This window comes from Cedecea sp., assembly GCF_036500665.1.
Classification (GTDB): Bacteria; Pseudomonadota; Gammaproteobacteria; order Enterobacterales; family Enterobacteriaceae; genus Cedecea.
Genome location: NZ_DASYBS010000050.1, coordinates 30058 through 43674, shown reverse-complemented (window position 1 = coordinate 43674; position 13617 = coordinate 30058). Strand labels below are relative to the sequence as shown.

General features: G+C 54.5%; 13 protein-coding genes. 11 read left to right on the top strand and 2 right to left on the bottom strand.

What is annotated here, in order from left to right:
- The first annotated feature begins 125 nt into the window (after positions 1 to 125).
- The 6 genes from cyoA to VGM55_RS07850 all read left to right on the top strand — a co-directional run bounded on the left by cyoA (position 126) and on the right by VGM55_RS07850 (position 6515).
- On the top strand, positions 126 to 1088 hold the full coding sequence (gene cyoA / locus VGM55_RS07875; RefSeq protein ID WP_039290768.1) for a cytochrome o ubiquinol oxidase subunit II: 963 nt from the start codon (positions 126 to 128) through the stop codon (positions 1086 to 1088).
- A gap of 19 nt (positions 1089 to 1107) precedes the next feature.
- The gene (gene cyoB, locus VGM55_RS07870) at positions 1108 to 3099 is read left to right on the top strand and encodes a cytochrome o ubiquinol oxidase subunit I (RefSeq protein WP_154185351.1); all 1992 of its coding nucleotides are present in this window, start codon (positions 1108 to 1110) and stop codon (positions 3097 to 3099) included.
- A complete protein-coding gene (locus VGM55_RS07865) occupies positions 3089 to 3697 on the top strand; it encodes a cytochrome o ubiquinol oxidase subunit III (RefSeq protein WP_154185352.1) in 609 nt (202 codons plus the stop codon). The genes cyoB and VGM55_RS07865 overlap by 11 nt, the downstream gene beginning before the upstream one ends.
- The gene (locus VGM55_RS07860; protein WP_038475091.1) at positions 3697 to 4026 is read left to right on the top strand and encodes a cytochrome o ubiquinol oxidase subunit IV; all 330 of its coding nucleotides are present in this window, start codon (positions 3697 to 3699) and stop codon (positions 4024 to 4026) included. The genes VGM55_RS07865 and VGM55_RS07860 overlap by 1 nt, the downstream gene beginning before the upstream one ends.
- Before the next feature lie 11 nt (positions 4027 to 4037).
- The gene (cyoE, locus tag VGM55_RS07855; protein ID WP_154185353.1) at positions 4038 to 4925 is read left to right on the top strand and encodes a heme o synthase; all 888 of its coding nucleotides are present in this window, start codon (positions 4038 to 4040) and stop codon (positions 4923 to 4925) included.
- Positions 4926 to 5153: 228 nt separating this feature from the next.
- The gene (locus tag VGM55_RS07850; RefSeq protein ID WP_154185354.1) at positions 5154 to 6515 is read left to right on the top strand and encodes an MFS transporter; all 1362 of its coding nucleotides are present in this window, start codon (positions 5154 to 5156) and stop codon (positions 6513 to 6515) included.
- A 41-nt stretch (positions 6516 to 6556) separates the two neighbouring features.
- Here VGM55_RS07850 and VGM55_RS07845 read toward each other — a convergent pair whose 3' ends face one another.
- The gene (locus VGM55_RS07845) at positions 6557 to 7048 is read right to left on the bottom strand and encodes a YajQ family cyclic di-GMP-binding protein (RefSeq protein WP_331635161.1); all 492 of its coding nucleotides are present in this window, start codon (positions 7046 to 7048) and stop codon (positions 6557 to 6559) included.
- 140 nt (positions 7049 to 7188) lie between these two features.
- On the opposite strand from VGM55_RS07845, the gene panE reads away from it, so the two are divergent.
- On the top strand, positions 7189 to 8106 hold the full coding sequence (gene panE, locus VGM55_RS07840) for a 2-dehydropantoate 2-reductase (RefSeq protein WP_154185468.1): 918 nt from the start codon (positions 7189 to 7191) through the stop codon (positions 8104 to 8106).
- Entirely contained in the window at positions 8066 to 8662 is a 597-nt protein-coding gene (yajL, locus tag VGM55_RS07835) for a protein deglycase YajL (RefSeq protein ID WP_331635160.1), read from the top strand. The genes panE and yajL overlap by 41 nt, the downstream gene beginning before the upstream one ends.
- 138 nt (positions 8663 to 8800) lie before the next feature.
- Here the strand turns inward: yajL and thiI are convergent, their stop codons facing one another.
- Entirely contained in the window at positions 8801 to 10249 is a 1449-nt protein-coding gene (gene thiI, locus VGM55_RS07830; protein ID WP_154185357.1) for a tRNA uracil 4-sulfurtransferase ThiI, read from the bottom strand.
- Between the two features lie 221 nt (positions 10250 to 10470).
- Between thiI and xseB the strand changes: the two genes are divergently transcribed.
- Genes xseB through dxs form a run of 3 tightly spaced genes read left to right on the top strand, consistent with a single transcriptional unit; the run spans position 10471 to position 13506 of the window.
- Positions 10471 to 10713 carry an exodeoxyribonuclease VII small subunit gene (gene xseB, locus VGM55_RS07825; protein ID WP_016535170.1) on the top strand — a complete coding sequence of 81 codons (243 nt, stop codon included), beginning with the start codon at positions 10471 to 10473 and terminating at the stop codon, positions 10711 to 10713.
- 1 nt (position 10714) lies between these two features.
- Complete coding sequence (gene ispA / locus VGM55_RS07820; RefSeq protein WP_331635158.1) at positions 10715 to 11614, top strand: (2E,6E)-farnesyl diphosphate synthase; 900 nt, start codon at positions 10715 to 10717, stop codon at positions 11612 to 11614.
- Positions 11615 to 11643: 29 nt separating this feature from the next.
- A complete protein-coding gene (gene dxs, locus VGM55_RS07815; protein ID WP_331635157.1) occupies positions 11644 to 13506 on the top strand; it encodes a 1-deoxy-D-xylulose-5-phosphate synthase in 1863 nt (620 codons plus the stop codon).
- The last annotated feature ends 111 nt before the right edge of the window (positions 13507 to 13617 follow it).

The window sequence follows — 13617 nt, the reverse complement described above, 5'->3', positions numbered from 1 at the left end:
TGGCGGCAGAACCCAGTAACACCCTACTGACACTGAGCCATTCATGTTTACAGTAATGTAACCTTCCCGTAAAATGCCGGCACACTTTAAACGACAATAGAGCTCCCCGGAATTGAGGTCGTTAAATGAGACTCAGGAAATACAATAAAAGTTTGGGATGGTTGTCATTAATCGCAGGCGCATTTTTACTCAGTGGCTGTGATTCTGCACTCCTTGATCCCAAAGGACAGATCGGACTGGAACAACGTTCATTGATACTGACGGCTATTGGCCTGATGTTGATTGTCGTTATTCCTGCAATCGCAATGGCTATCGGTTTTGCCTGGAAGTATCGGGCTTCAAACAAAGACGCCAAATACAGCCCAAACTGGTCGCACTCGAACAAAGTTGAAGCTGTGGTCTGGACGATTCCTATCCTTATCGTTATCTTCCTCGCGGTACTGACCTGGAAAACCACTCACTCTCTTGAACCTAGCCGTCCGCTGGAGCATGAGGCGAAGCCGGTTACCATCGAAGTTATCGCTATGGACTGGAAATGGTTCTTCATCTATCCGGAGCAGGGTATCGCAACGGTGAATGAAATTGCCTTCCCGGCCAATACCCCAGTGGAATTCAAAATCACCTCTAACTCGGTGATGAACTCCTTCTTTATTCCGCGCCTGGGTAGCCAAATCTACGCAATGGCAGGCATGCAGACCAAACTGCACCTGATTGCCGATGAAGCAGGCACCTACGACGGTATTTCGTCAAACTACAGCGGTAAAGGTTTCTCCGGTATGAAGTTCAAGGCTATTGCCACGCCGGACATGGACACCTTTAACCAATGGGTTGCTAAAGCGAAACAGTCTCCGGAAGTCATGAACGATATGGCGACCTACGAGAAACTGGCCGCACCAAGCGAATACAACAAAGTCGAATACTTCTCCAGTGTTAAACCTGATTTGTTTAAAGACGTGATTAACAAATTTATGGGACACGGGAGCATGCACATGGCCAAGCCGGAAGGTGAACAGGCTTCCCATGACGATATGAAAGGCATGGAAGGTATGGAAGGCATGGACATGAGTCACGCGGAAACCTCTCACTAAGGGGCCGAGGAATAATACGATGTTCGGAAAACTTACACTGGATGCAATCCCGTATCATGAGCCAATTGTCATGGTTACGGTTGCGGCAATCATCGTCGGGGGACTGGCGCTGCTTGCGGCTATCACTTACTTCGGTAAGTGGGAATATTTATGGAAAGAGTGGCTAACCTCCGTTGACCACAAACGCCTTGGCGTAATGTACGTTATCGTCGCTATCGTCATGCTGCTGCGCGGCTTTGCCGATGCGGTCATGATGCGTAGCCAGCAGGTGCTGGCCTCCGCGGGCGAAGCAGGCTTCCTGCCGCCTCACCACTACGATCAGATCTTTACCGCCCATGGCGTTATCATGATCTTCTTCGTGGCGATGCCTTTTGTTATCGGCCTGATGAACCTGGTTGTGCCGTTGCAGATTGGCGCACGTGACGTTGCCTTCCCATTCCTGAACAACCTGAGCTTCTGGTTCACCGTTGTCGGCGTGGTGCTGGTTAACCTCTCACTGGGCGTGGGCGAATTCGCACAGACCGGCTGGGTGGCTTATCCACCGCTCTCGGGGATTGAGTACAGTCCCGGCGTCGGGGTCGACTACTGGATCTGGAGTCTCCAGCTGTCCGGTATCGGTACGACGCTGACCGGTATTAACTTCTTCGTGACCATTCTGAACATGCGTACCCCGGGTATGACCATGTTCAAAATGCCGGTGTTCACCTGGGCTTCGCTGTGTACTAACGTACTGATTATTGCCGCGTTCCCCATCTTCACCGTGACCGTCGCGCTGCTGACCCTCGACCGCTACCTTGGCACCCATTTCTTTACCAACGATATGGGTGGCAACATGATGATGTACATCAACCTCATCTGGGCCTGGGGCCACCCGGAAGTTTACATCCTGGTGCTGCCGGTGTTCGGTGTGTTCTCCGAGGTTGTGGCAACCTTCTCCAAAAAGCGTCTGTTCGGTTACACCTCTCTGGTGTGGGCGACCATTGCGATTACCGTTCTGTCGTTCATCGTTTGGCTGCACCACTTCTTCACCATGGGCAGCGGTGCGAACGTAAACGCCTTCTTCGGTATTGCCACCATGATTATCGCCATCCCGACCGGGGTGAAGATCTTCAACTGGCTGTTCACCATGTATCAGGGCCGCATCGTCTTTAACTCCGCGATGCTGTGGACCATTGGCTTCATCGTCACCTTCTCTATCGGTGGGATGACCGGTGTTCTGCTGGCGGTGCCGGGCGCGGACTTCGTGCTGCACAACAGCCTGTTCCTGATTGCACACTTCCACAACGTTATCATCGGCGGCGTGGTCTTCGGTTGCTTCGCAGGTCTGACCTACTGGTGGCCAAAAGCGTTCGGCTTCACGCTGAACGAAACCTGGGGCAAACGCGCCTTCTGGTTCTGGATTATCGGCTTCTTCGTGGCGTTTATGCCGCTATACGTGCTGGGCTTCATGGGCATGACCCGTCGTCTGAGCCAGCAGATCGATCCACAGTTCCACACCCTGCTGGTCGTTGCAGCCTGTGGTGCGGCGCTGATCGCTCTGGGCATTCTGTGCCAGCTGATTCAGTTCTACGTCTCTATCCGTGACCGCGAGCAGAACCGCGATCTGACCGGTGACCCGTGGGGTGGCCGTACGCTGGAGTGGGCAACCTCTTCTCCGCCTCCGTTCTATAACTTTGCCCACCTGCCGCACGTTCACGAACGTGATGCATTCTGGGAGATGAAAGAGAAAGGCGAAGCGTACAAACAGCCTGCGCACTATGAAGAGATTCATATGCCGCGCAACAGCGCAGCCGGTATCATTATTGCAGCATTCAGCACCGTGTTTGGTTTTGCCATGATCTGGCATATCTGGTGGCTGGCGATTGTTGGCTTTGCCGGCATCATCATCACCTGGATCGCGAAAAGCTTCGACGAAGATGTGGATTACTATGTTCCGGTTGCTGAAGTCGAAAAACTGGAAAATCAGCATTTCGAAGAACTCACCAAAGCAGGGCTGAAAAATGGCAACTGAGACTGTAAATAACGCCCACGCCGCGGAGCACGGGCACCACGATGCGGGAACCAATAAGGTCTTTGGTTTCTGGATCTACCTGATGAGCGACTGCATTCTGTTCTGTTGCTTATTTGCGACCTATGCCGTTCTGGTGAACGGCACTGCGGGCGGCCCGGCAGGTAAAGATATCTTCGAACTGCCGTTCGTGATGGTTGAAACTGCCCTGCTGCTGGTCAGCTCCATCACCTACGGCATGGCGATTATCGCCATGAACAAGGGCAACCAAAGCCAGGTTATCTCCTGGCTGGCGCTGACCTTCCTGTGCGGTGCAGGCTTCGTCGGGATGGAAATCTATGAATTCCATCACCTGATTGCGGAAGGCTTCGGTCCGGATCGCAGCGGCTTCCTGTCAGCGTTCTTCGCGCTGGTTGGTACCCACGGCCTGCACGTCACCTCCGGTCTGGTGTGGATGGCATTCATGATGATTCATGTGTCCCGTCGCGGCCTGACCAACACCAACCGTGCGCGTCTGATGTGCCTGAGCCTGTTCTGGCACTTCCTTGACGTGGTATGGATCTGTGTATTCTCTGTAGTGTATCTGATGGGGGCGATGTAATGAGTCATTCAACTGAACACAGCGGCGCCCACCACGGTAGCGTGAAGACCTATATGACAGGATTTATCCTGTCTATCATCCTGACGGCTATCCCGTTCTGGATTGTAATGGAAGGAACCGCTTCTCACGGCACGATGCTTGCCGTGGTCCTGGTCACTGCAGTAGTACAGATTCTGGTGCACCTCGTGTGCTTCCTGCATCTGAACACCTCTTCGAGTGAGCGCTGGAACCTGGTGGCCTTCGCCTTTACGGTGCTGATTATCGCCATCCTGGTGATTGGCTCGATCTGGATTATGTGGAACCTCAACCTGAACATGATGGTTCACTAAGAGCGGCATGTATGATTAAGCAATACCTGCAAGTAACGAAACCAGGAATTATTTTCGGTAATTTAATTTCTGTCATTGGGGGATTTTTACTGGCCTCGAAGGGCAGCATTAATTACCCGCTGTTCCTCTACACGCTGGTGGGTGTGTCACTGGTCGTCGCATCAGGTTGTGTTTATAACAACTTTATCGACCGCGACATCGACCAGAAGATGGAGAGGACAAAGAATCGGGTGCTGGTTAAAGGCCTGATTTCACCGAAAATTTCGCTGGTGTATGCCACCTTGTTGGGTATTGCTGGCTTCATGCTGCTGTGGTTTGGTGCTAATCCACTCGCAATGTGGCTGGCCGTAATGGGCTTTGTGGTATATGTCGGGGTTTATAGCCTCTACATGAAGCGCCACTCGGTCTACGGCACGCTGATTGGCAGCCTGTCCGGTGCGGCTCCTCCGGTTATCGGCTACTGCGCCGTGACCAACGAGTTCGACACCGGCGCAGCAATCCTGTTAGCTATCTTTAGCCTGTGGCAGATGCCGCACTCGTACGCGATTGCCATCTTCCGCTTTAAAGATTACCAGGCCGCCAACATCCCGGTTCTGCCGGTGGTGAAAGGCATTTCGGTGGCGAAAAACCATATCACGCTGTATATCATCGCCTTTGCTGTGGCGACGCTGATGCTCTCCCTGGGCGGTTATGCCGGATACAAGTATCTGGTGGTTGCCGCTGCGGTCAGCGTCTGGTGGCTGGGCATGGCGCTGCGGGGCTATAAAGTGGAAGACGATAAAGTCTGGGCACGCAAGCTGTTCATCTTCTCTATCGTTGCCATCACCTCGCTCAGCGTAATGATGTCGGTCGACTTCATGGTACCAGACTCACATAGTCTGCTGACTTACGTCTGGTAGGTCATCAAGCACATAAAGGGCGCTCAGGCGCCCTTTTTTCATTGATAAGTCCAACAAAATACCTACGTACCCGCTCACTACTTTGTCAATGCCCTGAAAGAACGCCTTGACCCGCTTTTTTGTTAATATCATCAAGACTTATCTACTGTAATATCTGTTAAATAACTATCGATTTACCCTCCCCTGCCCTCGCACTACACTAAGGCCGACTTTTTATCTGAGGTGGTAATGAACGATTACAAAATGACGCCCGTCGAGCTGCGAGCGACGTGGGGTTTAGGAACCGTGTTTTCCCTGCGCATGCTGGGTATGTTTATGGTATTGCCGGTTCTAACCACCTGGGGTATGGCGTTACAGGGTGCGAGCGAAGCGCTCATTGGCCTGGCAATTGGTATCTACGGCCTGGCCCAGGCCGTCTTTCAGATCCCGTTCGGCCTGCTTTCAGACCGCATTGGCCGCAAACCGCTGATCGTCGGCGGGCTGGCAATCTTTGTGCTCGGCAGCATTATCGCCGCCCTCACTGACTCTATCTGGGGCGTGATTTTAGGCCGTGCGCTGCAGGGCTCCGGCGCCATTGCCGCCGCGGTAATGGCGCTGCTCTCCGACCTGACCCGCGAGCAGAACCGCACCAAAGCCATGGCCTTTATTGGCGTCAGCTTCGGTGTCACCTTCGCCATCGCGATGGTGCTGGGGCCAATCATCACACAGGCGCTTGGCCTGCAGGCGCTGTTCTGGATGATTGCCGTCCTGGCAAGCTGCGGTATTCTTATTACCCTTTGGGTGGTCCCGAATACCGAAACGCACGTGCTAAACCGCGAGTCGGGGATGGTCAAAGGCTGCTTCCGCAAAGTGATGATGGAGCCGAAGCTGCTAAAACTGAATTTTGGCATTATGTGCCTGCATATCATGCTGATGTCCACCTTTGTCGCACTGCCGGGTCAGCTTGAACAAGCGGGCTTCCCGGCGGCTCAGCACTGGAAAGTTTATCTCTGCACGATGCTGATTTCGTTTGTTTCGGTGGTGCCCTTCATCATTTATGCCGAAGTGAAGCGCCGCATGAAGCACGTGTTCGTTGGCTGTGTTGCGATACTGCTGATTGCCGAGATCGTACTTTGGGGCGCGGGCCCACATTTCTGGGATCTGATCATCGGCGTTCAGCTGTTCTTCCTCGCGTTTAACCTGATGGAAGCCATTCTGCCTTCTCTTATCAGTAAAGAATCACCGGCGGGCTATAAAGGCACTGCGATGGGCATCTACTCCACCAGCCAGTTTATCGGCGTGGCTATCGGCGGGTCGCTCGGCGGCTGGCTGAACGGACTGTTTGATTCGCAAACCGTTTTCCTGGCAGGCGCGCTACTGGCAATGGTTTGGCTGCTGGTAAGCTGGACCATGCAGGAACCACCTTACGTCAGTAGCCTGCGTATTGAGCTACCGGAAAGCAGCGTGAACGACAAGAATTTGCGGGAAAGGCTGCTGGCTCAGCCGGGCGTGAGCGAAGCGAATATCATTCCAGAAGAACGCAGCGCGTACGTGAAAATAGACAGCAAGCTGACGAACCGGTATGAGATTGAGCAGGTGGTGAAGGGCTAAAAAAAACCCTCGCCCTAAAAGGGCGAGGGTTAGGGTAAAAATCAGTCGCGGAAGTTCTTAAACTGGAACGGCTGCCCCAGATTGCCGCCACGAATCAGCGCCATTACGGCCTGTAAATCATCGCGAGCTTTACCCGTGACGCGGATCTCTTCGCCCTGGATCTGGGTCTGAACCTTTAGCTTGCTGTCTTTAATCAGCTTAATGATTTTCTTGGCGACGCTGGCTTCAATCCCCTGCTTCAGCTTCGCTTCCACGCTCCAGGTCTTACCGCTGTGGACAAACTCTTCCGGCACATCGATAGAACTGCCCTCGATGCCTCGTTTAAGCAGCTTGGCCCGCAGAATATCCAGCAGTTGGTTAACCTGGAAGTCTGATTCGCTGGCGACTTTGATGGTCTGATTTTTTTCATTCAGTTCAAAGCTCACCGGCACGTTACGAAAGTCAAAACGAGTAGCCAGTTCGCGCTCGGCGTTCTCTACCGCGTTGTTTACTTCCTGAATGTCGATTTCAGAAACGATATCAAAAGATGGCATATGTTTTCTCCCTCTCTGGTTTGCGTTGCATAATACCCGCTGAGCGGCGCAAAACAACCCGTTAAAGAGTCAGAAAGTCGATAACGCTATAATAGAAAGTAAGTTTAGCATTCGCGAAGTCGGCGAATGGGGAGGCAATGATGAAAATCACCGTGTTGGGTTGCGGTGCGCTGGGTCAGCTATGGCTGGCAGCACTACATAAACAAGGCCATGAGCTTCAGGGCTGGTTGCGGGTTCCGCAGCCATATTGCCACGTAAATCTGCTTGATAATACTAACGGTAGCGTCGTTAACGAGTCGTTCACGGCTAACGATCCCGAATTTCTCGCCACCAGCGATCTCTTATTGGTGACGCTCAAAGCATGGCAGGTTTCCGATGCCGTGCGCACCTTATCCACACAACTACCTTCGAGCTGCCCTATTTTATTGCTGCATAACGGGATGGGGACGCTGGATGAGCTGGGCGGTTTGCCTCAGCCTTTGCTGCTCGGGTTAACGACCCAGGCGGCCAAAAGAGACGGTAATGTCATTGTTCATGTGGCCTCAGGCACCACCCATATTGGCCCAGGCAACGCCAAAGCCAGCGACTACAGCTTCCTTGCAGATATGCTGCATGCCGCACTGTCGGACGTCGCCTGGCACAACAATATCCAGCCGGCGAGCTGGAACAAACTTGCGGTAAACTGCGTGATTAACCCGCTGACCGCGCTGTACGGCTGCTCAAACGGCGAACTGAAAAATCACGCTGAAGAGGTTGCCAGCATCTGTGAAGAAGTGGCGCAGGTGATGGAGCGTGAGGGACACCATACATCACAACAAAGCCTTCTTGATTATGTCGGGCAGGTTATTGATAGCACGGCAGAAAACACCTCATCGATGCTGCAGGACATCCGCCTGGAGCGCCACACGGAAATTGACTATATCACCGGCTATCTGTTGCGCAGAGCAAGAGCTCACGGCATCCCCGTACCGGTGAACGCCCGCCTCTACGAGCGGGTTAAACGTAAGGAGAATGAATATGAGCGCACAAGCGCTGGTCTGCCTGGCACCTGGCACTGAAGAGACCGAAGCGGTCACGACTATCGATCTGCTGGTTCGCGCCGGAATCAAGGTGACGACGGCAAGCGTGGCTACCGACGGCGACCTGAAAATTGTTTGCTCACGCGGCGTGAAGCTGCTGGCGGACGCGCCGCTGGTTGAGGTTGCCGACGGCGACTTCGACATCATCGTGTTACCCGGCGGCCTTAAGGGCGCTGAATGCTTCCGCGACAGCCCGTTACTGGTTGAAACCGTTCGCCAGTTCCATCTTTCCGGCCGCATTGTGGCCGCGATTTGTGCGGCGGCGGGTACCGTCCTGGTACCACATGAGCTATTCCCGATAGGCAATATGACCGGCTTTCCTGGCCTGAAAGACACCATCCCCGAGGGGCAATGGCAGGATAAACGCGTCGTCTGGGATCCACGCGTCAACCTGCTCACCAGCCAGGGGCCGGGAACGGCGATTGATTTTGCGTTGAAGATTATCGACCTACTGGTGAGCCGCGAAAAGGCGCATGAAGTGTCGCAGCAGCTGGTGCTGGCTGCGGGGATTTATAGCTTCAGGGATTATCAGTAATAGCCCCTCACCCTAACCCTCTCCCCAAAGGGGCGAGGGAACCAGAATGGTGTTCTTACTCTCCCCACAGGGGCGAAGAGACTAACCTGAATTCTCCCTCTCCCTTTTAGGGAGAGGGCCGGGGTGAGGGTCAGCCTTTTACGGGCGGTATACCTTAATATTCTTAAAGCCCTGCTCGCTCAGGTACAGCGCCTGCAGGCGGCTCATCACGCCACGCTCACACCACAGCAGGTAGGTTTTGCTCTGGTCGAGGGAGGCAAACTTAGTGCTTAGCTTGTAGAACGGCAGCGCAACAACCTCAACGCCTTCCAGCGCAAAAGGTTTCTCGTCCACTTCATCGTTGGAGCGAATGTCCAGCAGCACCTCGTTTGGCCCAAACGCGTTAACCGTTTCGACCTCCTCCACTTCCTGCTGAGTCTGGGTCGCAATATCGCGGATATCGATATTGGTCGCTTCCGCAACCACACGCTCCAGAATAGAGAAGTCGAACTTCTGCTCTTCTTCTTCAATTTTCGCCTTCACCGCTTTCACGGTTGGGCTTTTCGAGATCACGCCGCAATACTCTGGCATCGTGCGGGCAAAATCAGCGGTACCGATTTCACGCGCCAGATCGATGATGTGCTCTTTATCATGAGAGATCAGCGGACGCAGGATCAGCGTATCGGAGACGTTATCGATCAGACGTAGGTTGGTTAGCGTCTGGCTGGACACCTGCCCCAATGCTTCACCGGTCACCAGCGCCTGAACGCCGTAGCGCTCGGCAACCTGAGAGGCCGCACGCACAAACATACGCTTTAACACCACGCCCATCTGGCCGTCTTCGACTTTCTCAAGGATCTCGCCGACCACTGGCTCAAAGTTTATCGCCACGAAGCGCACGCGGTGAGAGCTGCCGAAGCGGTTCCACAGGTAATGAGCCACCTGCTTAACGCCAATCTCATGAGCGGCGCCGCCAAGGTTAAAGAAGCAATAATGCACGCGGCAGCCGCGACGCATCAGCATATAGCTGGAAACGCCGGAGTCGAAACCGCCGGAAATCAGCGATAGCACGTCTTCCTGGGTGCCGATAGGGAAACCGCCGATACCTTCATAGCGGCCTTTTACCAGCAGCAGGCGATCGTTTTCGATCTCCAGGTTAACCGTTACGTCCGGATCGTTAAGCTTCACACGCGCGGATTCGATGTGCTGATTCAGGCCGCCGCCAACGTAGCGCTCAACGTCAATCGAGCTAAATTCGTGTTTACCGCGACGTTTTACGCGCACGCAGAAGCTCTTACCTTCCAGCTTATCGCGATAAAGTTCCAGCGCCTGCTCAAAGATGTTATGCATATCGGTGTACGGCACATCTTCTACTTCAAGGATGTGGTGGATACCCGGAATGCGGGTCAGCGCTTCGCGAATCGCGATACGCTGACTTTCATCTTTGGCGCGAACTTCGATGTTGTCCCAGTGGCGAACGACCGCCAGGCTCTCGTCGTAGTGTTTTAAAACGTTACGAATATTCCCGGTGAGCATCTTAATAAAGCGAATGCGCACAGATTGGCTCTTGATGGTGATTTCCGGGAACAATTTAATGATAAACTTCATGGCGGTAAGGGTTCGTTTAGTCAGCCGGGCTGACTGCGCAGCACGCGGGCATAAAAAGAAGTACTTGCAGCGGCGTAATGCCACCTGCATCCGAGGCGCGCAAGTATATCACCATCCCGCAAAGACTGCGCACCTTAACCGACTTGCACGAGCCTGCTTGATAATCACATTGACTCCGCTACCATGTCGGCGTCGAATTAAAACAGAGTCAGACATTCACTATGCCGAAAAAAACTGAATCCCCGGCCAGCTTCGAAACCGCGCTGGTCGAACTGGAGCAAATAGTTACTCGTCTGGAAAGCGGCGATCTTGCCCTTGAAGAGGCGTTAAACGAATTTGAACGCGGCGTGCAGCTGGCTCGCCAGGGGCAAGTGAAACTCCAGCAGGCGGAGCAGCGCGTACAGATTCTACTGAGCGACAGCGAAGAAGCCCCTCTGACTCCTTTTACCCCGGACGCCGAGTAACATGGATTTCAATCAACAGCTTCAGGCCCATGTTGTGCGGGTCAATGACGCCATTTCACGCTTTCTGGCACCGCTGCCGTTTCAGAACAGTCCACTGGTTGAAGCGATGCACTATGGCTCACTATTGGGCGGTAAGCGCCTGCGCCCCTTTCTGGTGTACGCCACCGGTGAAATGTTTGGCGTAGCGGACGACGCGCTGGATGCACCGGCCGCCGCCGTGGAATGTATTCACGCGTACTCCCTGATCCACGATGATTTACCGGCGATGGACAACGATGATTTACGTCGCGGTCAGCCAACCTGCCACATTAAATTTGGCGAAGAGAACGCCATTCTGGCCGGTGACGCCCTGCAAACGCTGGCGTTTTCTATACTGAGTGATGCGCCAATGCCGGGTGTTGAGATTGCCGATCGCTTAGCTATGGTTTCAGAACTGGCAACCGCCAGCGGCGTGGCGGGCATGTGCGGCGGTCAGGCGCTGGATTTGGCCGCCGAAGGCAAGCAAATTGATCTGGCGGCGCTGGAGCGTATCCATCTGCATAAAACCGGGGCCCTGATTCGCGCGGCGGTTCGCCTGGGCGCATTAAGTGCCGGAGAGCGAGGGCGCAAAGCCCTGCCGATTCTGGATCGCTATGCCGCAAGTATCGGCCTCGCCTTCCAGGTGCAGGATGATATTCTCGACGTGATTGGTGATACCGCTGTCATTGGCAAACGCCAGGGTGCCGATCAACAGCTTGGCAAAAGTACCTACCCGGCGCTGCTGGGGCTTGAACAGGCTCAGGCAAAAGCGCAGGATCTCTATCAGGAAGCACTGCAGGCTCTGGCCGAGCTTGCTGAGCTGTCGCTGAATACCGCGGCACTGGAAGCGCTGGCAAACTACATTATCCACCGTGATAAATAACGCATAACAACGATGAGTTTAGATTTCTGATGAGTTTTGATATCGCCAAATACCCGACCCTTGCTCTGGTGGATGCCAGCCCGGATCTGCGAGTGCTGCCTAAAGAAAGCTTACCTAAGCTTTGCGATGAGCTGCGCCGCTATCTGCTCGACAGCGTAAGCCGTTCCAGCGGGCACTTTGCCTCCGGACTTGGTACGGTCGAACTGACCGTGGCGCTGCATTACGTCTATAACACGCCGTTCGATCAACTCATCTGGGACGTAGGCCACCAGGCCTATCCGCACAAAATTCTGACCGGCCGCCGCGATAATATTGGCACCATTCGCCAGAAAGGCGGCCTGCACCCGTTTCCATGGCGTGCAGAGAGCGAGTACGACGTGCTGAGCGTCGGCCACTCCTCAACCTCCATTAGCGCAGGCATCGGGATAGCCGTTGCCGCAGAAAAAGAAGGTAAAGATCGCAAAACCGTCTGCGTGATCGGCGACGGCGCCATCACCGCCGGCATGGCCTTCGAAGCGATGAACCACGCGGGGGATATTCGCCCGGACATGCTGGTCGTGCTTAACGATAACGAGATGTCGATTTCCGAGAACGTGGGCGCGCTGAACAACCACCTGGCACAGCTGCTTTCCGGCAAGCTTTATTCGACGCTGCGCGAAGGCGGCAAGAAAGTCTTCTCTGGCGTACCGCCGATTAAAGAGCTGCTGAAGCGCACCGAAGAGCACATCAAAGGCATGGTCGTGCCGGGTACGCTGTTTGAAGAACTCGGCTTTAACTACATCGGCCCAATCGACGGCCACGATGTGATTGGCCTGGTGAATACGCTGAAGAATATGCGCAGCCTTAAAGGCCCGCAGTTCCTGCACATCATGACTAAGAAAGGGCGTGGCTACGCGCCTGCGGAAAAAGATCCGATCAGCTTCCACGCCGTACCAAAGTTCGATCCGCAGAGCGGAACGCTGCCGAAAAGCACCGGCGGCCTGCCGAGCTACTCGAAGATTTTCGGCAACTGGCTGTGCGAAACCGCAGCCCACGATGACAGGCTGATGGCCATCACCCCGGCCATGCGTGAAGGCTCCGGCATGGTGGAGTTTTCGCGCCAGTATCCTGCCCAATATTTTGACGTCGCGATTGCCGAGCAGCACGCGGTTACCTTCGCGGCAGGCTTGGCGATTGGCGGCTATAAGCCGGTCGTTGCCATCTACTCCACCTTCCTGCAGCGTGCTTACGACCAGGTGATTCACGACGTGGCCATTCAAAAGCTGCCGGTGATGTTCGCCATCGATCGCGCCGGGATTGTCGGTGCCGACGGCCAGACGCACCAGGGCGCCTTTGATATCTCCTTCCTGCGCTGCATTCCGGACATGGTTATCATGACCCCGAGCGATGAAAACGAATGTCGCCTGATGCTGCATACCGGCTACCACTACAGCGAAGGCCCAAGCGCCGTGCGTTATCCACGTGGCACGGGTACCGGTGCAGAGCTTGCTCCGCTAACTGAGCTGCCTGTCGGTAAAGGCGTGGTGAAGCGCGAAGGCGAAAAAATTGCGCTACTGAACTTTGGGACTTTGCTGCCTGAAGCCGCCGCCGCCGCCGAAGCACTCAACGCCACGCTGGTCGATATGCGTTTTGTTAAGCCGCTGGATGAAGCCCTGATTCTGGAGCTTGCAGCAGGCCACGATTCACTGGTGACCATTGAAGAAAACGCCATTATGGGCGGAGCTGGCAGCGGCGTGAACGAAGTACTGATGGCGCACCGCAAACCGGTTCCCGTACTCAACCTCGGCCTGCCTGATTTCTTCATTCCTCAGGGAACTCAGGAAGAAGCGCGCGCCGCGATTGGCCTTGATGCCGCCGGTATTGAAGCTAAGATTCGGGGCTGGGTAAGTTAACTTCATCCGTACACTAAATAATTCAACCCACAGCACGACGGAAAGTGAACATATCCCGATGCGCTTACTCAGGTAAGTGATTCAGGTATGAGAGCGCCACCAACGCCGCTG

Coding starts and splice junctions, on each gene's coding strand:
- dxs (WP_331635157.1), top strand. CDS start 11,644: ATGAGTTTTGATATCGCCAAATACCCGACCCTTGCTCTGGTGGATGCC.
- cyoB (WP_154185351.1), top strand. CDS start 1,108: ATGTTCGGAAAACTTACACTGGATGCAATCCCGTATCATGAGCCAATT.
- cyoE (WP_154185353.1), top strand. CDS start 4,038: ATGATTAAGCAATACCTGCAAGTAACGAAACCAGGAATTATTTTCGGT.
- thiI (WP_154185357.1), bottom strand. CDS start 10,249: ATGAAGTTTATCATTAAATTGTTCCCGGAAATCACCATCAAGAGCCAA.
- VGM55_RS07860 (WP_038475091.1), top strand. CDS start 3,697: ATGAGTCATTCAACTGAACACAGCGGCGCCCACCACGGTAGCGTGAAG.
- panE (WP_154185468.1), top strand. CDS start 7,189: ATGAAAATCACCGTGTTGGGTTGCGGTGCGCTGGGTCAGCTATGGCTG.
- cyoA (WP_039290768.1), top strand. CDS start 126: ATGAGACTCAGGAAATACAATAAAAGTTTGGGATGGTTGTCATTAATC.
- VGM55_RS07865 (WP_154185352.1), top strand. CDS start 3,089: ATGGCAACTGAGACTGTAAATAACGCCCACGCCGCGGAGCACGGGCAC.
- VGM55_RS07850 (WP_154185354.1), top strand. CDS start 5,154: ATGAACGATTACAAAATGACGCCCGTCGAGCTGCGAGCGACGTGGGGT.
- ispA (WP_331635158.1), top strand. CDS start 10,715: ATGGATTTCAATCAACAGCTTCAGGCCCATGTTGTGCGGGTCAATGAC.
- yajL (WP_331635160.1), top strand. CDS start 8,066: ATGAGCGCACAAGCGCTGGTCTGCCTGGCACCTGGCACTGAAGAGACC.
- xseB (WP_016535170.1), top strand. CDS start 10,471: ATGCCGAAAAAAACTGAATCCCCGGCCAGCTTCGAAACCGCGCTGGTC.
- VGM55_RS07845 (WP_331635161.1), bottom strand. CDS start 7,048: ATGCCATCTTTTGATATCGTTTCTGAAATCGACATTCAGGAAGTAAAC.